The 20598-nt window shown below is 41.6% G+C and carries 21 protein-coding genes, 1 pseudogene and 1 riboswitch; of the genes and pseudogenes, 18 read left to right on the top strand and 4 right to left on the bottom strand.

Annotated elements, in window-relative coordinates; all coding sequences use genetic code 11:
* Window positions 1–46 precede the first annotated feature (46 nt).
* From BrL25_RS00260 to BrL25_RS00245, 4 genes are all read left to right on the top strand, one after another.
* The gene (locus BrL25_RS00260; protein WP_018670524.1) at window positions 47–313 is read left to right on the top strand and encodes a WXG100 family type VII secretion target; all 267 of its coding nucleotides are present in this window, start codon (window positions 47–49) and stop codon (window positions 311–313) included.
* 181 nt (window positions 314–494) lie between these two features.
* Complete coding sequence (locus BrL25_RS00255) at window positions 495–2612, top strand: WG repeat-containing protein (protein WP_018670525.1); 2118 nt, start codon at window positions 495–497, stop codon at window positions 2610–2612.
* A 152-nt stretch (window positions 2613–2764) separates the two neighbouring features.
* Window positions 2765–3670: a LysR family transcriptional regulator gene (locus BrL25_RS00250; protein ID WP_018670526.1), complete on the top strand. Its 906-nt coding sequence runs from the start codon at window positions 2765–2767 to the stop codon at window positions 3668–3670.
* Window positions 3671–3723: 53 nt separating this feature from the next.
* Window positions 3724–4725 (top strand): lipoate--protein ligase, encoded by a 1002-nt coding sequence (locus BrL25_RS00245; RefSeq protein WP_018670527.1) that lies wholly within the window; start codon window positions 3724–3726, stop codon window positions 4723–4725.
* A 208-nt stretch (window positions 4726–4933) separates the two neighbouring features.
* Here BrL25_RS00245 and nadE read toward each other — a convergent pair whose 3' ends face one another.
* The 3 genes from nadE to BrL25_RS00230 form a co-directional block, all read right to left on the bottom strand.
* Window positions 4934–5761 (bottom strand): NAD(+) synthase, encoded by an 828-nt coding sequence (gene nadE / locus BrL25_RS00240; protein ID WP_018670528.1) that lies wholly within the window; start codon window positions 5759–5761, stop codon window positions 4934–4936.
* Window positions 5762–5919: 158 nt separating this feature from the next.
* Window positions 5920–7683 (bottom strand): UbiD family decarboxylase, encoded by a 1764-nt coding sequence (locus tag BrL25_RS00235; RefSeq protein ID WP_018670529.1) that lies wholly within the window; start codon window positions 7681–7683, stop codon window positions 5920–5922.
* A 139-nt stretch (window positions 7684–7822) separates the two neighbouring features.
* A complete protein-coding gene (locus BrL25_RS00230) occupies window positions 7823–8032 on the bottom strand; it encodes a GNAT family protein (RefSeq protein ID WP_081621590.1) in 210 nt (69 codons plus the stop codon).
* Between the two features lie 388 nt (window positions 8033–8420).
* Between BrL25_RS00230 and BrL25_RS00225 the strand changes: the two genes are divergently transcribed.
* The 13 genes and pseudogenes from BrL25_RS00225 to BrL25_RS00165 all read left to right on the top strand — a co-directional run bounded on the left by BrL25_RS00225 (window position 8421) and on the right by BrL25_RS00165 (window position 18192).
* Window positions 8421–8777 carry a hypothetical protein gene (locus BrL25_RS00225; protein ID WP_018670532.1) on the top strand — a complete coding sequence of 119 codons (357 nt, stop codon included), beginning with the start codon at window positions 8421–8423 and terminating at the stop codon, window positions 8775–8777.
* Between the two features lie 118 nt (window positions 8778–8895).
* Window positions 8896–9005: riboswitch (TPP riboswitch) on the top strand.
* Window positions 9006–9321: 316 nt separating this feature from the next.
* Entirely contained in the window at window positions 9322–10017 is a 696-nt protein-coding gene (locus BrL25_RS00220; RefSeq protein WP_018670533.1) for a thiamine phosphate synthase, read from the top strand.
* The gene (thiS, locus tag BrL25_RS00215; protein ID WP_236847616.1) at window positions 9977–10330 is read left to right on the top strand and encodes a sulfur carrier protein ThiS; all 354 of its coding nucleotides are present in this window, start codon (window positions 9977–9979) and stop codon (window positions 10328–10330) included. The genes BrL25_RS00220 and thiS overlap by 41 nt, the downstream gene beginning before the upstream one ends.
* 4 nt (window positions 10331–10334) lie before the next feature.
* Complete coding sequence (locus BrL25_RS00210; protein ID WP_018670535.1) at window positions 10335–11111, top strand: thiazole synthase; 777 nt, start codon at window positions 10335–10337, stop codon at window positions 11109–11111.
* Window positions 11108–11740 (top strand): annotated as a pseudogene (thiE, locus tag BrL25_RS00205) (thiamine phosphate synthase); the annotation flags it as partial. The gene BrL25_RS00210 and the pseudogene thiE, both read left to right, overlap by 4 nt.
* Before the next feature lie 75 nt (window positions 11741–11815).
* Entirely contained in the window at window positions 11816–12505 is a 690-nt protein-coding gene (gene tenA, locus BrL25_RS00200; RefSeq protein ID WP_026315068.1) for a thiaminase II, read from the top strand.
* On the top strand, window positions 12469–12912 hold the full coding sequence (locus BrL25_RS00195; protein ID WP_018670537.1) for an ABC transporter permease: 444 nt from the start codon (window positions 12469–12471) through the stop codon (window positions 12910–12912). The genes tenA and BrL25_RS00195 overlap by 37 nt, the downstream gene beginning before the upstream one ends.
* On the top strand, window positions 12882–13202 hold the full coding sequence (locus BrL25_RS00190) for an ABC transporter permease (protein WP_081621591.1): 321 nt from the start codon (window positions 12882–12884) through the stop codon (window positions 13200–13202). Before BrL25_RS00195 ends, BrL25_RS00190 begins: the two co-directional genes overlap by 31 nt.
* Before the next feature lie 109 nt (window positions 13203–13311).
* Window positions 13312–14220 carry a hypothetical protein gene (locus BrL25_RS00185; protein ID WP_018670539.1) on the top strand — a complete coding sequence of 303 codons (909 nt, stop codon included), beginning with the start codon at window positions 13312–13314 and terminating at the stop codon, window positions 14218–14220.
* Between the two features lie 413 nt (window positions 14221–14633).
* Complete coding sequence (locus BrL25_RS00180) at window positions 14634–16400, top strand: aromatic amino acid hydroxylase (protein WP_018670540.1); 1767 nt, start codon at window positions 14634–14636, stop codon at window positions 16398–16400.
* A gap of 51 nt (window positions 16401–16451) precedes the next feature.
* Complete coding sequence (locus BrL25_RS00175; RefSeq protein WP_018670541.1) at window positions 16452–16679, top strand: hypothetical protein; 228 nt, start codon at window positions 16452–16454, stop codon at window positions 16677–16679.
* Between the two features lie 142 nt (window positions 16680–16821).
* Window positions 16822–17529 carry a cytochrome c biogenesis CcdA family protein gene (locus BrL25_RS00170; protein ID WP_018670542.1) on the top strand — a complete coding sequence of 236 codons (708 nt, stop codon included), beginning with the start codon at window positions 16822–16824 and terminating at the stop codon, window positions 17527–17529.
* Window positions 17530–17544: 15 nt separating this feature from the next.
* The gene (locus BrL25_RS00165; RefSeq protein ID WP_018670543.1) at window positions 17545–18192 is read left to right on the top strand and encodes a peroxiredoxin family protein; all 648 of its coding nucleotides are present in this window, start codon (window positions 17545–17547) and stop codon (window positions 18190–18192) included.
* Between the two features lie 62 nt (window positions 18193–18254).
* Here the strand turns inward: BrL25_RS00165 and BrL25_RS00160 are convergent, their stop codons facing one another.
* Entirely contained in the window at window positions 18255–19349 is a 1095-nt protein-coding gene (locus BrL25_RS00160) for a CotH kinase family protein (RefSeq protein WP_018670544.1), read from the bottom strand.
* Between the two features lie 147 nt (window positions 19350–19496).
* Here BrL25_RS00160 and BrL25_RS00155 point away from each other — a divergent pair, with 147 nt between their 5' ends.
* Entirely contained in the window at window positions 19497–20591 is a 1095-nt protein-coding gene (locus BrL25_RS00155) for a tetratricopeptide repeat-containing glycosyltransferase family 2 protein (RefSeq protein ID WP_018670545.1), read from the top strand.
* The last annotated feature ends 7 nt before the right edge of the window (window positions 20592–20598 follow it).

Raw genomic sequence — 20598 nt, 5'->3', positions numbered from 1 at the left:
ACAATAGGACAAAAGAGAATGTGAACGACTTGGGGGGAAAAGGAACATGTCACGCATTTTAATTTCGCCTGATCAAGTGGATGAAGTAGCTAATCAATTTCAGCAAAGCAAGGAACAAAGTCAGCAGGTGATTGATCGTCTAAACCAACAAATTCACCAAATGGAAGGCCAGTGGGACGGGATGGCGAAGCAAAAATTCTTCCAAGAATTTCAGGAAGCGAACAGGCAAATGACTGGTTTTGTACTACTGCTTGAAAGTATATCACATGAGTTACATGCTATTGCGACGAAGTTCCGTCAGGCGGATTCTTAATAAAGCAACAGAAGCAAAAAAGGACTAGGTGGGAAAGATAGCCTAGTCCTTTTCTCAGTGAGACAAAACCTAACACTGAAATCAATAGTTCATTTTCCTTTGAACGCGCCGTTGTTGTTTTCTGCGTTCCAAGGTCTATTGTCTACTTTATATTACGATGCAAGAAAGGGAGGAGCCCCTCATGGTATTTCAGCCGAGAGTAGAGGAAGAGCTTCATCTACACAGTACTACATATACAATCGGCGAGCACCCAGTCGCTCCTCATGTTCCCTATGGTCAGGAAGGGCGTCAAGGAATTGTCTATCAATTGATTTCCCAAAAAGAAGCAGCGTCTAGGTGGAAAGCATTAAAGGTGTTTCGTCATCAATATAAAGATCCGAAGCAGGTTTATCTATCTGAACAAATCAGGGATTTTGCTACTTTCCCCGGGCTATCTGTATGTGATCGAGTTATATTAACACCTCAGCAACATGGGGAGATGTTAAGTAAGCATCGCGATCTGATGTATGCTGTGGTCATGCCCTGGATAGAAGGCCCTACTTGGATGGATGTCATATTAGATAAACGGGCATTAAGTCGAGCAGACTGCTTAACTTTAGCACGTTCACTAGCTAAAGTTTTATCGACGATGGAACAACAAGGATTGGCTCATTGTGATTTATCTGGTCCCAACTTAATTTTGCCAGGTCTAATCAAGGATCATATAGAAGATGACTTTTCCTATGTAGAGCTGGTGGACGTAGAGCAATTATTTGGACCGGGGTTGGAGCGGCCTGATGTCTTATTTGCAGCATCTCCTGGCTATTCTCTCCCACAAATCTCTCAGACAGGTTTATGGAGTAAATATGCGGATCGTTTCTCCGGAGCTATTTTGTTAGCGGAGATAGTAGGCTGGTATGATGAAACTGTCAGGGAGGCAGCTTGGGGAGAAAGTTATTTCAATCCGGAAGAAATTCCTCACAGCACAAAAAGATATCCGTTATTGTTAGATTCTATTCGTAATTATTGGGGGGGAGAGATTGCTTCCTTGCTTGATCGCGCTTGGAATAGTAAGGAATTAAACGAATGCCCAACATTTGGGGAATGGTTACTCGCATTAATGGATGTTGAAGAAGAGGGAGAATCAGGGTCCCAAAAACAGAGGATAACTAATAAATCACTGATACAGACGACCATACCGCAAGTGGTGATTCCTCTAACTGACCTTGAAACTGAACGAATGCTTGCTCCAGAAGTCTTGAAAGCAGGAGAGAACGCTCAAGGTGATTTTGCGAATTTACCTGTTATATACAAAAAAATGGAACTAGCTAAGCAATGGGAAGAACAAGGGGAATGGGAACGTGCGATCGAAATCTATCGAACTGTGCAGAAGCAACTAGAACCTCAACATGCTCTAGCTCAAGATTTATGGATGATAATTGCTGAGCTTGAAACAAGAATAAAATCAACACAGCCTCTTAGAGAGGAGAAAGCATCCCAATCTACAGCTGCAAATAGAACGGAATTTCAGAGCAACATTGGTAAAAAACAGCTTGTAATAGGAATGGCTGTTGCCCTTTCCCTCGTAGCAGTAAGTGGGCTTATGTGGGTCCATGAAAGGAATAAGACGCAAGCAGTCATTGCAATGCAGATGGAACAACATGTAGAAAAAGAAAAACAAGACAAGGAAGCTCGGGAGCGTTTGGAAAAAGAGACCTTGGAACAGGGGAAGGTTACTAAAAAACTACAAGAGGTAGCCCTACAGCAAGAGCAGCAAGCGAAAGCTGAGGGTGATACCAAAGCAAAAGCAGAACAAGGGAAGAAAGAACAGACGAATGAGCAACAAACTCAAAAAATAGCAACTATCGTAAAAACAGAAAAGAACAAGAAAGATTTGCAAGTAAAGGAAGAAGCACAGCGAAAAACGAGAGCAGAGAAAGAGACACCTACTAAAATATCGTTACATACACAAGAGAAAGACAAGGTAGGGGTTCAGCCTAAAAGTAGCACTTCAAAACCGAAACAACCTACACTTATCCCAAGAGAGAGAGCAGGGAAATGGGGATTTGTCGAGTTAGATTCAGTTGGAGCTACGAACATCGTGATTGATTATCAGTATGATTATGCATTGGCTTTTTCGGAAGGCTTTGCTGTAGTTAAGCAGAATGGTAAATTTGGCTATGTGAATACTTCAGGTCAGGTAGTCATTCCGTTAAACTACGATTGGGCATCTAGCTTTCAAAATGGGAAAGCTACGGTAAAGAAAGACGGAGAGAATGTAGTAATTAATCCTCAGGGGATAGAATTACATATAGAATAGTCATTCTTATCGGTTTCAAAAGCCCTAATCTAGTTAGCTATCTGGCATAAGAAAATGATCCTATACTCCTTCCTGTAAGTGCTTAGGAGGGGAATTGGTACTGATATTGAATAAGGAAGAGAATAAACAAGCCAGAGGAGGACTTCTGAGCCATGAATTTCGATTCTCTACGGATTTTTGTAAAAGTAGTAGAAAAGCAAAACTTCTCCCGTGCTGCCGAGGAGCTTAATCTGTCGCAACCAGCGGTCAGTCTACATATTCGTCACTTAGAAGAAGAATACGATACCAGCTTTATTATTCGTTCCCCAAAACATGTGAGGGTAACTAGAGCAGGAGAACTATTTTATCAGAAAGCAAAGCAGATTCTATATGCAGTAGATGAAACACGCCTGGAACTACAAGCCCTTAAGCAGGAAGTAAGCGGTCCCCTTTCTCTTGGTGCAAGTTATACGATTGGGGAGTATTTTTTGCCTCAGCAATTGGTTATGTATACAAAGGAGTATCCAAAGGTACAGACGCAGGTAAAAATTAATAATACTCGAGAAATAATTGAGGCATTAATAAATGAGAAAATTGATGTAGGATTAATTGAAGGATCTAGCAATAGCTTAGACGTTGATGTGCAAGTTTTTATGGAAGACCAATTGGTGCTGCTTGTTCCAAATGATCACTCTTTGGCACGAAAAAAAGTTGCGAACCTAGCAGATTTAGAGAATCAAGTGTGGATTTTTCGCGAGTCTGGATCAGGTACACGTGAGCAAAGCGATAGCATTATTCAAGAGCTAGGTATACATGTAAAGCGTTATTATGAGTTTAGTAGTAGCCAAGCAGTTAAGGAAGCAGTAATGGCCGGATTAGGTATTTCAATTGTTTCTGGATTGATTGCGAAACGTGAAGTTTTTTTGAAAGAATGTAAAGCGCTAGCTATCAGTTCAAAGCCACACAAACGTCTTTTTTCGCTTATTACCAAAAAAGATAGGCCCAAAAGCAGGGCGGCTCTCCTTTTCGAAGACATGATATTGCAATCTCCAGAGCTTGAGCAACAGAGTAAGAGATGAGATAATAGAGTGAAAATCATTCTTACTGATAACTGGCACTGGAGGGCATCTACATGAAATTCATTGACAATCAAGGCATCACTGACCCACAAATTAATCTAGCTATTGAGGAATATGCCTTAAAACACCTGCCGGCAGATGACGATTATCTGTTATTTTACATAAATGAACCATCTATTATTATTGGTAAAAACCAAAACACAATTGAGGAAATTAACGCAGACTATGTGGACGAGCATCATATTCACATTGTGCGTCGTTTATCAGGCGGTGGTGCGGTTTATCATGATCTAGGCAACTTAAACTTTAGTTTTATTACCAATGACGACGGAAAGTCATTTCATAACTTTAAAAAATTTACGGAACCAGTCGTAATAGCTCTAAAGGAAATGGGTGTGGAGGCTGAATTAAGTGGGCGTAACGATATTCAAGTAGGTGAACGCAAAATTTCTGGTAATGCACAATACTCCACAAAAGGACGTATGTTTAGCCACGGAACTCTCCTGTTTCACTCTGAAATGGAGAATGTTGTAGCAGCACTGAGGGTGAATGCGGCTAAAATTGAATCAAAGGGCATTAAGTCAATACGTAGTAGAGTTGCCAATATCACAGAATTTTTACAGAAACCAATGACGATTGAAGAGTTTAAACAACAAATTTTACAATCCATATTTGCTCAAGGTGAAGTGAGTGAATATGTGTTGACAAAAGAGGATTGGAAAAACATCCATGAGCTATCTAAGGAACGCTACCAAAATTGGGAGTGGAATTATGGTAAATCACCTAAGAGTAATTTTCAACAAACCAAACGCTTTCCGGTAGGAACGATTGAGCTTCGCCTCGATGTGGAAAAGGGAAAAATCAAACATGCTAAGATTTATGGTGATTTCTTCGGAGTAGGGGAAGTAGCTGATATTGAGCAAAAGCTCGCTGATATTCCGATGGAGAAGAAAGCTATCCGTGAGGTGTTGGAGTCGCTTCATTTACCGACCTATTTTGGGACCATTACTGTCGATGAGCTATTGACGCTGTTTTTTGATCATGAACAGGAATAGCGAACGTGTGAGGGAGTAGAATTGATATAAACCACGGTCTTATGAGAAGGCTTGTATAAAAAACAAGGTGTTGTATTTCACCTTGTTTTTTGCCATGTAAATAAAAAGCAGGTTAGCGACACTAACTTGCTAACCTGCTTGATAGCGAGATTTCTTGTATACGTGGTAAGATAAGGATGATCTTACCTTACTAGCTATGTACCGGCCTTTATTTTTGTTCCTTCCACCATGTATCAAATGGAGTAACTGGAAGATGTCGCTTGTGAGCTGTGCGTAGGAAACGTTGATCAATTTTTTCAGCAATATCACCTGGAACGGATTTCCCCTCCAAGTAATCATCTAATTGGTCATAGGACATACCAAGAGCTGTTTCATCAGGTAAAAGCGGCTTATCATCTTCAAGATCTGCTGTAGGTATCTTGACATAGAGGGCTTCTTCTGCACCAAGAGCCTGTAGTAACTGTTTACCCTGTCGTTTACTTAGGCCTGTGAGCGGTGTTACATCACAACCACCATCTCCAAATTTAGTGAAAAAGCCAGTAACAGCTTCAGCCGCATGATCTGTTCCAATAACTAATAGTTGATAGTGGGCACCTAGATCATATTGAACTTTCATACGTTCGCGTGCTTTAATGTTTCCTTTAAGAAAATGAGATAATTGCTCCCTAGTGGCTTCCTCAAAGGCTTGCACGGAAGCATCTACAGCTGGTTTTATATTAACCGTTACCGTGCGATCAGGCTTAATAAAATCTAGAGCACGCTGGGCGTCATCTTCATCCTGTTGAACTCCATATGGCAAACGAACAGCGATAAAGCTATAATCCTTGCCAGTCTCTTGTCGAATCTCTTCCACAGCTAATTGGGCGAGACGACCTGCTAGCGAAGAATCTTGTCCGCCACTAATACCAAGTACATAGCCTTTGGTGTGTGTCGCAAGTAGATATTCTTTTAAAAATTCTACTCGTGATCGTATCTCTTGTTGCGGATCGATGGTCGGTTGCACATCCAGTTCCGCTTGAATTTGTTTTTGTCGCATGCTTATCCCTCCATTGCTCCGACTCTCTTCTTTTATATTATATGGGTTTGTTTGCAAAGTAAATCTGGCAACAGAAAAACCTCCTTACCCGTCAACTGGGGCAGGAGGTTGTCTAATTCATGTACGCGGATGAATAAGTCGCACATAAAGATCATCGCTTATAAATGCGGAAAGTATTCCTTCCATCGACTACTGACCAATTTGTCAATGTCTGGACGTGTCTCTACTTCCGCTGGGTAGAACGGCTTCATACGAGCATCTACGATTAATGGGCCCTCATAACGGATTTTATTGCGTACAATAGTTGATTTGGCATATAGATCGTTTGCTGGATCGAATCGAGTAAAGACGGTCCAGAGGAAGCTACTTTCCTTGCGGGAAATAGCAGCGTCATCAACGATACAAATCATCGGCCAGTCAGCTAAATGTTCATTCGCATAGGCTATTAACCCTTCACCTATTTGCGGATCTTCTTCAAATTTTGGTCCTGAAATCACGAGACAACCGGGGCAAAAGACTTCCACATGCGGAAAACGCGGGATATCTGGTCCATTGTATGTGTGTAAAAGGTCACGAACAGGATCACCAATACCGAGCATAACCCCTTTGCTACCATGGTTAAATTTTCGTCCCGTATAATCAAGTGTATCGTTGGAGGTATCGTTGACAATCAATAGATCACGTTCGGGTTGGAAACGAGCTAACACGATCTCTAAGAACTTACTGAACTGAGACAGGTCACAATGTACATCCGTTACCATCAAAAACTTAGTTAATGTGAGCTGACCCTCACCTAAAATTCTAAAAGCATGGGCCATTGCTTCTTTATAGTAGCTTTCGCGCACGATTGCACCTGCTAATGCATGAAAGCCAGTTTCCCCATATGTCCAAAGAGCTTTAACTCCAGGCATAACGACAGGGAAAAGTGGTGACAGCAGGCTTTGAAGGTATTCACCAATGAAGAAATCCTCCTGGCGCGGTTTACCAACCACAGTAGCTGGATAGATCGCATCTTCTCTGCGCCACATTTGTTGCACATGGAAGACAGGGAAGTCGTGAGCTAGGGAATAATAGCCAAAATGGTCGCCAAACGGTCCCTCGGGTCGGCGAACATGTGGAGGGACAATACCACCAAACACGAATTCTGCTTCCGAAATAATTTTATGTGGATGATTATCTACTTCGGTCATTCCTAGTTTTTCTCCCATTAAGAGGGAGGAGAAAATAAGTTCCGGTACCATTTCTGGTAATGGAGCGATAGCAGAAACAATCAGAGCAGGTGGTCCTCCTACTGTCAGAGTTACCGGCAAAGCCCGATTACGTTTTTCCGCCTCGTAATAGTGGAAGCCACCACCTTTATGAATCTGCCAATGAATACCGGTTGTATTTTCATCATATAGCTGAATGCGATACATTCCCAGGTTGTGCTCTTTATTGACAGGATGCTCTGTGTAGACAAGTGGCAATGTAACAAATGGTCCCCCATCTTCATGCCAGCTAGTAATAGCAGGTAATTCGTTTAAATTTACATCTGTTGTATGTACCTGAGCGACAGGTGCATTTTTCAGAGATACGTTTTTTGTACCTGTCTTCATGACACTTAGCAAGGGATCACGCAATCCCCAAAGAGCAGAGAGCTTAGGGGGCATTAGTTTGTCCATATTACTTACTAATTGTTGAATAATCTTTTCCGGTTTTGGACCGAATGCCATATCGACCCGCTCACGGGTTCCGAAGAGATTGGTTACAATAGGAAAGCTTTTACCTTTAACATTCGTAAACAAAAGGGCTGGTCCTTGCTCATCAATCACACGACGATGAATTTCTGCCAGTTCCAAATAAGGATCGACAGGAGTGTCAATTTGCACTAGTTGTCCTTCATCGCGCAGTTGTTGGATAAAAGTTCGTAAATTTGTATGCATGAAAAGAGGTCACCTCATAATCTATCATCGCTTGTTGATATCTATTCCTAACTGTACACGAACTGGATGCATTGATCTAGCCTAAGATTGCACAAAATGAGCGAAATAGGGAGGTTTTTCGAAGAAGAATGTACTTTTCCTATGGGCGTTGCAACATAATGGCTAGCTTATCTTTTACTTGAGGCCATTCTGAATCAATAATGGAAAACATAACAGTATCACGGACATAGCTATTGGCCAGACGCATATGCTTGCGTAGCGTTCCCTCATAGGTGGCACCTAGAGTACTGTACATTTGCAGAAGGAGCTTTTTAGCGAAGGATAGTGCACCTTCATGTGTAACTTTCACTCACATCGGGGAAACTAAGCCGATTAATCGGGAGGTGAGTAAAAACGATGTCCAGCAAGAATAACAAGTCGCAAAATAAGGCAAAAAACAGAGGTAAAACGCTAGATACCAACGATCAAAACAGTAACATTCGTGATAATGGAAACACCCATAAAGAATAGAAGGCTTGTAGAACACGAGAAAGTCCCCTTTTTAGCAAAATAGGAGGGGACTTTTATAAATCATCATTACTATCATTTGTTTTTGTAATAATGAGATTATTATAATTTGGAATGGATGTACAGCAATAGCAGGCTAGAACTGGGCAAAATGCCACCTAGAGGAAACATTCATGGTATAATAAAAATAAATCTACGGCAGATAGATGGGAAGAGACGGAGGCATACTTGTGGAAGACTCAATGATGCACCTACATGCAAACGAAGTGGTTCTTAGTACACAAGCATTTTTAATCTTGTGCCGTTTGTATGATAGTTTTTACGATGAATTAAGACAGCATGAACAACTAAATGAGGTGGCTGAAAAGACGGCGGCGGTTTTATTAGATGGCGTTGAAGCTTTAAAAGAACAGACGCAACCGCCTAAACAAGTGGTGATGGCGTTAGACTTCTCCAGTTTATTTTTAGTGAAAAAGCTGGTAGAACAAGCATACCGAGAAGTAAGAGAAGTACCAGAGCAAGCCAAGGCTCTGGGATGGTTAGAAGAGTGTATGCAGGCAATGAATAAGGGAATGATCACACATTAATGTGGCGGTGAATCACTTGGTATGGATAAAGGACGCAGAATTTTTTGTGAAGAAAATCTATCTGTTTACAAATAAGTAGTGACGTGGTACTGTAAGAGCGAATTCAAAACTTAATAACGTTGTACCGAGCGGGGGCCGAGCTGTCGGCTGAGATTGTAACGAGATGCGTTACTGACCGTTGAACCTGATCTGGTTAATACCAGCGGAGGAAGAGGGCGCGAGAACAGAGTGAAGATACCTTTGTTCTTTCAGATGCATACGAAACCATCCGCTACGGGTGGTTTTTCTTTTTGTAAAAACACAACCCGTAGCTGATTTATAGTACATCAGCAAAAGCAGTAAGTTGGAAAACGTAACCAACTTCCTATCAGCCAGTTCAGCTTAGCCTCCGCTATCTATTCGATACCATCCGAAAAAGAAGCAGAGGCTTTTTTTACGTCTTTTCATGCCTGTTCCCAGTTAGGATCGGTATGGAGTATGGAGGTTAGTGTAACAGCACAAGAGACATGCATGTGAAAATATTTTTGCGAAGGGAGTTGAATTTTTGCGAGCACGATCACTTCATCTCATTACCACAGGGTGCCAAACGCTCGGAGAAACGTTGCCTATTATTCAGAAGGCAGAGCAGGCAGGAGTTGATTATCTACACATCAGGGAAAAACAGCGCACAGCACGTGAAATAGAAGAATGGATCAAACTCCTGTCGGATGTATTTCCAAGGGAACGAATCATCGTGAATGATCGTGTCGATTTAGCAATTGCTTATCATTGTGGCGGTGTTCAGCTAGGACAGCATAGCATGAGGGCCAGCTTGGCAAGTCGCATACTGTCCTTAGATCAATTGCTGGGGTGTTCGATTCATAACGAACAAGAATGTTTGTCTGTACAGGCGGATTTACAGCAAACTTCTGACCAGCATGGTTCATCGTCAGGGAATGTCTTCTGCCCAAGACGTACTCCAATCTTTGTTTTAGCAGGTCATGTCTATGTAACAGAATGCAAGCCCGGTGTAGAAGCGCGTGGTCTTGCTTTTGTAACACGAATGAGAAAACTGCTAGCTTCTAACATATCACTGATCGGGATAGGCGGAATAACTCCTCAGCGTGTAAAGGAAGTAATAGAAGCTGGAGCGGATGGCATCGCTGTTATGTCGGGTATCATGCGGTCAACACAACCACAAAACAGGATAAAAGAGTATCGTGAACAGCTTGATGAATCAGCAGGATATTTTATCCGGTAGTTGTTCCTATCCATTCCTTTTTTCAATTCAGTGGACCAAACGATTGAAAAAGGATGAAGAGGAAAAACATTCACGAATTAAAACGAGGTGGATACCCTTGCAAGCTAACACTGTACAGATTCAAGTTAATGGGAAAACAACTAGTATAGAGAAAAATTCAACTGTGGAACAATTGCTTATTCATTATGGATTGGAGCAAAGAATTGTGGTAGTTGAACACAATCAGATCATCCTTGATCGTTCCAGCTATGCCCAAACAACCATTATGGATGACGATCGAATAGAAATCGTTCATTTTGTTGGAGGAGGATAAAACGATGACAGATACAACTTTACGAATTGGACAGTATGAATTTACCTCACGTTTTTTAATTGGTACGGGGAAATTTCGTGATTTGGAAATTCAGCGAGCAGCAGTGACGATCTCTGAAGCACAAATTATTACTTTTGCAGTTCGTCGATTAAATTTGGAGAAAGTAAATGAGCCCACTTTTTTAGAATCCCTTGACCTCTCAGCGTATACACTGCTTCCCAATACGGCAGGAGCAACAACCGCAGAGGAGGCAGTACGCATTGCGCGTTTAGCAAAAGCAAGTGGCTTATGCGACATGATTAAAGTAGAAGTAATTGCAGACCAAAAAACATTATTGCCAGACCCAATAGAAACCCTGCGAGCATCTGCTTTATTGGTGGAAGAAGGTTTCACTGTCTTAACCTACACCAATGATGATCCTATTCTCGCGCGGAAATTACAAGAAGTAGGAGTTCATGCCGTAATGCCAGGTGCATCACCGATTGGCTCTGGCCAAGGTATTCTTAATCCCTTGCATCTTAGCATCATGATGGAAGAGGCGACAGTTCCTATCATTGTAGATGCTGGAATTGGTTCACCATCAGATGCGACCCAAGCGATGGAGCTAGGAGCTGACGGCGTATTATTAAATACAGCAGTAGCGTTAGCAAACGACCCTGTACGAATGGCTGAAGCGATGAAGCTAGGAATTCAGGCTGGCCGCAAAGGTTTTTTAGCAGGTCGCATTCCCCGTAAACGCTATGCTTCTGCCAGCAGTCCGAAAGAAGGCATGTTGACATGAAGCTAGCTCGCCTAGCTACCTTATATCAAAGGTGGAGTATCTATTTGGTAATAGGTAGTCAAGACTGCGGGAACTCCGTTGAAAACATGTTTCGTATTTTGACAGATGCTCTTCAAGCAGGAGTCGGATGTGTTCAGTGGCGAGAAAAGGGAGCTGTTTCCATCACCGATGCTACTCAAAGAGAGAAAATTGCGATCCGTATGAAAGTGCTATGTCATACATACAATGCCATTTTTCTGATTAACGACGATGTGAGCTTGGCCTGCAAGGTTCAGGCTGACGGGGTTCACGTAGGACATGAGGATATGCCGTTTGCTCAAGTTAAACAATTGGTTCCTCCTGAGATGATCATTGGAATATCAGCCGGTAATTTAGAGGAGGCTCGGATCGCTCTTACGCATGGAGCTGACTATTTAGGGGTAGGTCCTATGTATACATCTAAAAGTAAAGTGGACGCTGGGGAGCCAATTGGTCCGAATGGACTTACGTCTATTCGCAAATTTGTGGGTGGGTATCCCATTGTAGCTATAGGCGGAATTAGGCCAGAACATGCTAGCTACTTGCGAAAAAGTGGAGCAGATGCTATCGCGGTCATTTCAGCGATCACGCAGGCACCTAATACGAAAAAAGCCGTGCAGGATTTCATTTATCATTTTCATAAAAATCACCGTTATACACGAGTTCAAAAAGGGGGCTGTAAGCAGATGAGTACGCGAGAAATAGAAGTAGCTTCTTTTACAGAGCTTTTATACACAGAAGCCAAGCCGATTTGGGAAAAGACACATCTTCACCCTTTCATTACTGGCATTGCTAATGGTAATCTACCGGGCTCTGCGTTTATCCACTACATGAAGCAGGATTATCTCTTTTTACAGGAATATGCAAAACTGTTCGCGATCGCGAGCGTGAAGGCCAATCGGATCGACTGGAGCGGTCGATTTGCTCAGCTCATGACATCAACATTACAAGAGGAGATGTCCTTGCATCGCGGATATGCTCAACGACTAGGCATTTCCCACAATGAATTAGAAACGGCAGAACCGTCATTCGTCATGCTTGCCTATACAAGCTATATGCTACAGATAGCTCATCAAGGAAGCTTGGGAGAAGTAGTGAGTGCCTTGCTTCCGTGCATGTGGAGCTACCAAGAAATCGGTAAAAGATTAGCGCAAAAATCGGGAGTAATCGATCATCCGAAATATGGAGAGTGGGTGCGGATGTATAGCTCGGATGAATTTGCTGTCTCGACAGACTGGCTCAAAGGTGTACTTGATGAGATTGCCCGTGACAGTAACGAACAGGAGCTTGCTCGAATGAAACAACATTTTATCGCCACATGCAAAATGGAGTATTTGTTTTGGGATATGGCTTATTTGGAACAGATATGGCCGTAATACAAAGGCAAGGTGGTCAAAAGATCAAAAAAAAGGTCTGGCAAAAGAACTGGAATGTGGGATGGTTTTTCGCTTCCTTATGCACTTTCCTCTTGTTATGGGAAGGCGGGTGTCGCTTACTTGAGCTACCTAGATTCATCTTACCACCACCTTCTGTTATTGCTGTTGCTTTCTGGGAGATACGCAGTCAGCTGTTGACTATACATCTGTGGATTACGTTACAGGAAGCGTTGGTAGGCCTAGTAATCTCGATATTCGTAGGAACGGGAATTGCCATATGTATGCATCTACATGAGGGAGTGAAAAAGGTAGTGTACCCTCATGTTATTATCTCGCAAACCATTCCTATTTTGGCTCTCTCGCCCGTTTTTATGATGTGGTTTGCTATGAGCTACCGGGAAAAGTAGCAATTGTCGTACTGTTCACCTTTTTTCCAATCGTAGTAAGCACGTATGACGGATTGCTTATTACGGATACCGAACAGCGTAACTATTTTCGCATGATTGGAGCAAACCGTTGGCAAATTTTTTGCAAATTAGAGGTGCCTAGTGCGTTGCCTTCCTTGATGGATGCTAAGGGCCAACCTTTTGGGAGCCAGGATACAGCCCAATGGCAACAGGTCATTAATTGGATGGCAGCTAAGAAGCTGATTCCAAAGACTTTCTCAGCCCAGGAGATTCTTCCTGTAGCAAAATGATGTATAATAAGAAGAAATGAAGGAGAAAGCGCCTGTTCATGGCGCTTTTTCTAGTCTGTTCAATATGGATTTTCCAAGGAATATGAGTAATTATGGGGGGTACATCATTTTGAAAAAAAACATCTATCACATCGGCTATGAGCGAGTATCCAGACGCGAATTACTGGAGCGTCTAAACATAGAAGATGGATTCATGTTGCAACATGATCGCCTCCATCCTGTTCATACAGATAAAGAAGAAGTGGCGCCGGAGTGTGAGCAACATCAGATATTGGTTCGATATCAGCATCGACCAAGCGAATGGATAACTTTTAGCGGTACGTATCAAATTCAAACAAGAGAACCAATCCCATGGATTGATGCCCCTATAGAATATCATTTATTTGGTGAGCAATTAATTCCGGGTAATTATCGTCGAGAAAAAGCACCACAAGCTCGAGTACCAGCCCGGACGAAGCTACAAATTACGGCTATTCGTGATGGGATTGTATATGTTATGGTACCAAATCATCCGTCCAGGCGATATGAGATGAAGCTGGAGGATGCCAGATTTGCTCGTAATTTTCCTACAGAGCTAGAGATGCGATTGCAATACTACTCGTTCCCACCCCATCCAGACATTTTGGTGGACTGGCTGTTGCAGGAGGGAAGGAAACGTGGCATGATAACACGTTTAAATGGTGAGCATACAGAGCGAACTGCTTTTGAGGTTTGGGATGATCTGCGTAAGGAATACTCTTTAAGTGTGAGCGCAGCGATCTTAGCTATTAAACAGGCGCTGGTAGTAATGGATAGGGCGGGAGTGGAGGCTGATTTTCCCTACCCGGTTAGAAGTGCGGATATTTCCAGTTACAGTGAAGAGGAACGGGATGCCTTTTTTTCTTATCAGACGGTGCGTGCAGCGCTTGCAGCTGTCTCCGCCTTGCTAACAATCGACCCGATGGATCAATTACAAGATCATTTATTGATGGATGTTATGTTAGAGCAACAACAGAGTCGGCGTTCCTCTAAGGAATAACATGTTGGGAAGAATTCATATAGGAAGCTTAGTGGTCACAACAAAACAGACCCCAATCTTATTTTTGGATTGGGGTCTATTTGTTTCCAACTTTTACGGTCATTTCGTTGGATAGACGTAACATGTTTTTGGAAAAGGAAATATTTCTGGCCTCATTATTTTAACGTCCTCCTAAACTAATTGATCTGTAACATAAAAACTATACCGTTTAGAAATGAAAAAATGTTCCTAAAAATGGATAGTAACATCTTTCATTATATATACGTCGACGCGTTACAGTTACATAGGAATTGGGCTTTTGATAGGCAAACTTTTTTACACCATTTCTTACAAAAAGATGATATAGTAAACCTTAATGATAGCGCTTTCTATTGCCGGAAGTACCGTTATTTTCTAAGGGGAGGTACAGAGTTATGAGTCAAATTGAATCTGATTTTTCATTGGTCAACATACCTATTCATTTAAAGCAATTTGTTGTCGACCAGGATTATGACAAGTATACACCGATAGATCAAGCAGTTTGGCGATACGTTATGCGTCAAAATTATAATTTTCTAGGCAAAAGAGCCCATACCGCGTACTTGGAAGGCTTACAAGCATCTGGTATCAGTATTGAAAAAATACCGAATATTCGGGAAATGAACCGATGCCTATCGGAAATTGGGTGGGGAGCAGTAAGTATTGACGGTTTTATACCAGCGGTAGCCTTCTTTGACTTCCAGGCTCATAATATCCTCCCAATCGCTTGCGACATTCGTACTTACGATCATGTGGCTTATACACCTGCACCTGATATCATTCATGAAGCAGCCGGGCATGCACCGATCATTAAAGATGAAAAATATCGTGAATATCTCAAAATCTTTGGAGCAATTGGTTCCAAAGCCATCTCATCAAGAGCAGATTATGAATTATATGAAGCCATCCGCTATTTATCGATCGTAAAAGAGGATATCAATGCAACTGAGGAACAAGTGCTTGCAGCAGAAGAAGAACTAGTTAAGAAAACAGCGGCGGTCACGGAGGTTTCGGAAGCTACTCAATTATCCCGTCTCTACTGGTGGACAGTCGAATACGGTTTAATTGGAGATGTTAATAATCTGCAAATCTATGGAGCTGGGTTATTGTCCTCTGTTGGGGAAAGCATGAGTTGCTTAACAGATGGAGTTAAAAAAATCCCATTTTCACTCGATGCGTGTATTGAAACTGATTTTGATATCACCAAACCTCAGCCTCAATTGTTTGTTTGTTGTGATTTTGATCAGTTAATTGAAGCCGTACTTGAAATGAAAGAGAGAATGGCGTTGCATCTTGGTGGCACGGAAAGTTTGCATAAGGCGGTTAATAGTGGTCAAACCACCACCAGCGTGTACAGCTCTGGTCTACAAGTAAGCGGCACCCTGCATCATACTATCTCGGATGAACAGGGGGAAGCCATTTATTTAGCAACAGAAGGACCTACTTCCCTTGCGCTCCAGGATATCGAGTTGGTTGGGCATGATAAATCCTATCATAGTCATGGCTTTTCTTCTCCAATTGGTAAAATAAAAGGGATCGAGAAGCCATTAGAAAATTGGACTGATGCAGAGCTTGAGGCCTATGGTTTAGTTGTAGGTAAAAAAACGGTGGTCTGTTTTGCTTCTGGAGTTGAAGTTGTAGGGCGTGTTTCCTATATTGATCGAAAGCAGGATAAAGTGGTGTTAATTGGGTTCGATGAATGTACCGTACGCTATCAAGAGCGTGTATTGTTCCAAGCTGAATGGGGTATCTATGATATGGCAGTGGGAGCTGAGATCATCTCTGTCTATGCAGGAGTCGCTGATCGTGAAAAATTTCAATCAGGTACACATCAACCCTCAGAGACACAAACCCGTCGTCCCATCTACACAAAGGAGCAAAAAAGACAGCAACAATTATATCAAATTGTTCGTAATTTGCGGACAGAAGAAGGGGCTGAAGAGGAACTACCAGAGAGTTTGCAAGCGATTAGGCAAGAACTAGATGCCTCTTATCCGAACGATTGGCTACTGAGATTAGAAATTCTGGAAATGATGTTGCGTCATCATTTTCCAGAGGCGGACTGCCAGCGACTGAACTCCGAAATAAAGACAATTGGTGACACTGATCATGAATTAGCTATTTTAATTGCGAACGGACTATCATTACTGGAAAATAGGTAACAAAAACAAGACCGCCGGGGCTTTGCTTTATCAGGCGGTCTTTGTTATGAAATGCCAAGAGCTGATTGTAAGGTTGCTTGTACCTTGTATGGAGAGAAATTATCTGGCTTCATATCAACAATCCGTTCTGATGGTGGAAGCCTACCTTTTCCTGAAATAATGAGGGGTATCAAATATCCCGTTTTGATAAGAAAAGAAAGTGCTGGAGCTCTCTTCATTGTGAGAAATTTATCAATTATAAAATCCTTAGCAGTCCTTGGTATTTTGCCAGCTATTTAATAGAATAGAGTAGGAACGACTCACAATCCTGTTGTGAGCTTTGTCACACTTCGTTCACCTAATACGCAGAATGGAGCATGAATGAATCTTTGTGAACTAGAATACATAACAGAAAGAGACGTTTAGGAAATGGGGGCAAAGTATGGATACGCAAATTACAGTATGGCTGGCATTAGCAGCAGGATTCCTCTCGTTTATTTCACCTTGTTGTTTGCCGTTATACCCATCCTTTTTATCTTATATTACTGGGGTTTCGGTTTCAGAGATGAAGCAAGGAAAAACTGTATTTCAGCGTCAGGCATTGTTACACACATTGTTTTTTATTCTAGGATTCTCTCTTGTATTTATCGCGCTAGGATTGTCAACATCATGGATTGGAAGCTTGTTTGCATCCAAAAAGGACTTAATTAGGCAACTGGGTGCTATTTTATTAATTTTTATGGGATTAGTAATTACAGGGGTATTTAAGCTTGATTTTATGATGAAAACATGGAAGAAGGACATAAATAATAGACCGCTTGGGTATACTGGTTCTATCTTGGTGGGAATTACCTATGCTGCTGGCTGGACTCCCTGTGTAGGGCCAATTATGTCAGGGATCATTACGCTTGGGATGGTGAATCCAGAGAGTGCCCTTACTTATACACTTGCTTATACGTTAGGGTTTGCCCTGCCATTCTTCGTGATGACGTTCTTCATTAGTAAGATAGGATGGATCATGAAATACTCGGATAAATTGATGAAAATTGGCGGAGGAATCATGGTTCTGTTCGGGATTTTGTTGTATTTTGATAAGCTTACAGATATCTCCATCTACTTAATTAAAATTTTTGGACAGCCTAGTTTATAAAGGAGCTGGAAAAGAATGCGGCAGGTGTTTATCATTCTCAGTTTACTTGTTATGGGTGGAGGAGCGATTTACCAAAGCGAGGTTAAGAGTAATTTGCAGCATGCTCCTCAACCAACGATTGAACAGTCTATAAAAACTGAGCAAAAGGGAATGAATCAGGACAAAGAGAAGTTAAAAAAACCAGCAGCACAAGAGGTTTCTGGTCAGATAGAGCAAAAAGTAAACCCAACGATTGCGTTGGGAGCCAAAGCTCCTGCCTTTGAACTACCTAGCATGGGGGGAACTACTTACAAGTTTTCGGGACAAAGACAGAAGCCACTGATTCTAAACTTTTGGGCAAGCTGGTGTGGTCCATGTAAGATGGAGGCTGCAGATTTACAAAAGATATATGAGAAAAATAAAGACAACGTAGATTTATATGCTATTAATCTGACGAAAACTGATGATTTAGATTCCGTCAAAGCTTTTGTAGATACTTATAAGCTAACGATGCCTATTCTATACGATCAAGATGAGACAGTAGCAAAACTGTACCAAATCCTCGCTATCCCAACGACATTTATTATTGATCAAAATGGGGTCGTTACATATAAGGTGATGGGACCAATTGAGCAGGGCGTGTTTCAGTCTGAAATAGATAAGGTAATCAAAGCTAAAAAGTAACGAAGTCTGTCAGTCTGCTATCGGGACGATTGCCTTACAAGAAATAGCGGTAATCATATCTATTAAAAAGTATCAAGCTGTCCTTTTAAAAAATGATTTCGATCTTTAATAAAACGACAGATATAATCAGGCTCGGCGTCAAAGACGTTGAGCTTTTCTTTTTTGTACGGATCAATTTGAAGGTAGGGTCGTAGCAGGCGATGGAGATAATCTATTCGTGGGCTCATATAATCGGGTGTAAACCAGGAGTTTAGTGTTTCTGCCATCCTATCTTTATAGAGACGTTTGTATGTAGAAGTGTCTAGTAGGCGAGCGCTCAAGGTATTGTATCCGTCTATATCAACAAAGTCATAGGCCATTTCTTTTCCATTACAATCTCTTCCCCAAGTGGCATCATAATCCCATGGAATAATCTCAAATAAACCTGTCTTCGTATTCCGGTATAAAGCGTAATTATGAATAAAACCGTCAAAATTTTGGGTACATACAACCCCTACTAGCCAACTTAAATATTGGTTGACATTGAGATATCGTCCGATAATCTCTTCAAAATCAGCTCTTGGTGTTGTATTTATGATATAAATCAATTCACGTAGGAGCTTCATATCTTCTTCTTGGCCATATTTACACCGATATCCTGCATCCAGTCTTGGTTTTACCTCCTCGGTTTTAGGACTTAACAAGGAAAAATTAGCGTTTCCACTGACTGCGTAGTAAATCGGGCCTAGTGGTAGCTGACGTTTTTGTAAAAATAATTCATCAACGGATTCTAATTGGAGATAGAGACCTTCACAAACTCCATTTCGGCACAGCACTACATAGGAAGTCGTTGGTACTAAGACATCGAGAAGTTCAAAAAAGGCAAATGACAGGGCATTTCGCATCAAAGAGGGGTCCAGCATTTCTGCATTAAGATGAATTTCTCGCTGTCCATGAAATCGATTGTCGTCAGGGAAGTAGAGCGTATAAGACTTTTTTGCCAATTCGCGTGTATGGGCACCTCGATAGGAAACCTGAACGGGGTACGCTTTCTGGTGAATGGAGAGGAAAGCATCTATGCGAACATCCGATCTTATGTGTTGATCCAAGTAAGCAATACCTTCGTCCGTGACCGTTACATAATAGACTTGTGGTAAATCGTGCGACGAAATATCCATAGAACCCTTCCTTTCTGCTTCATCTTATGAGGAATACAGCTATTTGCGCTATTTTTTATTGAGAATAGATAACTGAAATAGTTCACCTTTTTGTTTGCGGGAATATACATACAAAAGTGAGCAAAATTAGCGACATGAGGTGACAACATGATCACAATTAGTTTATGCATGATCGTGAAAAATGAGGAAGATAGTTTATCGAGATGCTTGGATTCTGTAAAGGATTTGGTAGATGAAATTAATATTATCGATACAGGATCGACGGATGGGACTGTAGAGCTCGCGAAGAAGTACACGGATCGGATCTTTCATTTTGAATGGATTGATGATTTCTCAGCCGCTCGTAACTTTGCCTTTACGAAAGCAACACAAGAATATATCTTGCATCTTGATGCAGATGATTTTCTTTTGGAGATCGACCGTGAACGTTTGCGAACTTTGAAGGAAACATTAGATCCTGCTGTTGACTCTGTTACGATGAAATACCACACAGCATTTGATGAGTACGATAATCCTATTATGTCCTTCCGCCGGAACCGTATGGTGAAGCGAAGTAATAATTTCCAATGGTATGGTGCTGTCCACGAGTATTTGTCTGTCTGGGGGAAAATTATCGATAGTGATGTGGCAGTTACTCATAAAAAGATTCATCAAAACGAAGGTTATTCAACACGCAATCTATGCATCTATGAAAAAAAGCTGGAGCGCGGTGAAGAATTTACCATAAGAGATTTGTATTATTACGCAAATGAGTTGCGCGATCATTCTTTTCATGAGAAAGCGATTGAATATTACATCAAAATGCTCGATTCTAAACAGGGCTGGATCGAAGATGAGATCAATGCGTGCTACAAAATCGCAGAGTGTTATCTTGCCTTAGGTAATAAAGAGAAGGAATTGGAATATGCAATCAAAGCCTTTACGTACGACACTCCGCGGGCCGAGGCTTGCTGCCGAATTGGTCATATCTTTTTCACCAGAAAGGAATATCTAAAAGCAATTTTTTGGTATGACCTAGCTACCAAGGTGAAAAAACCAGATACATGGGGATTCTTTACAGAAGCATGCTGGACGTGGCTTCCGCATATACAGTTATGTGTCTGCTACAATCGGATTGGGCAAAATGAAAAAGCCTATGAGCATAACGAAGAAGTAGGGAAGTACCGACCAAAAGATCCGAAATACCTGTTCAACAAAGAGCTACTGGAAGGCTTGATGAATAAAGAGGATTCAGGTAACTAACTTCTTT

Source organism: Brevibacillus laterosporus DSM 25 (assembly GCF_002706795.1).
GTDB lineage: Bacteria > Bacillota > Bacilli > Brevibacillales > Brevibacillaceae > Brevibacillus_B > Brevibacillus_B laterosporus.
The sequence above is the reverse complement of the archived record's forward strand: the minus strand, read 5'-3'. Positions and strand labels throughout refer to the sequence as shown.